Origin of the sequence: Pauljensenia sp. UMB3104, assembly GCF_030217285.1 — a bacterium.
In the GTDB taxonomy this organism is placed as follows: Bacteria; Actinomycetota; Actinomycetes; order Actinomycetales; family Actinomycetaceae; genus Pauljensenia.
The window spans coordinates 1-241 of record NZ_JASONN010000551.1; the positions used below are offsets into that span (position 1 = coordinate 1).

General features: G+C 62.7%; 1 protein-coding gene. It reads right to left on the reverse strand.

Annotated elements, in window-relative coordinates; all coding sequences use genetic code 11:
• Window positions 1-241, reverse strand: a 241-nt coding sequence (locus QP415_RS12755) for a hypothetical protein (protein ID WP_285100319.1), incomplete at both ends; no start/stop codon positions are given.

A 241-nucleotide genomic window follows, 5' to 3' on the forward strand; every position in this document is an offset into this window, starting at 1 on the left:
TGGCCGTGATGATCGTCGTGGGGATCGCGGTGGCTACCAGCGTCGTGATGACCGACGCGGTGGGTTCGAGGACCGCGGTCGCGGCGGCTTCCAGCAGCGTGATGATCGCCGAGGCAACTTCCAGCGTCGTGATGATGATCGTCGTGGTGGCTTCCGCGATGACCGTCGCGATGGTGAGCGTCGTGACTTCCAGCGTCGCGATAATGAACGCCGTGATTTTGGTGGCCGTGATGATCGTCGT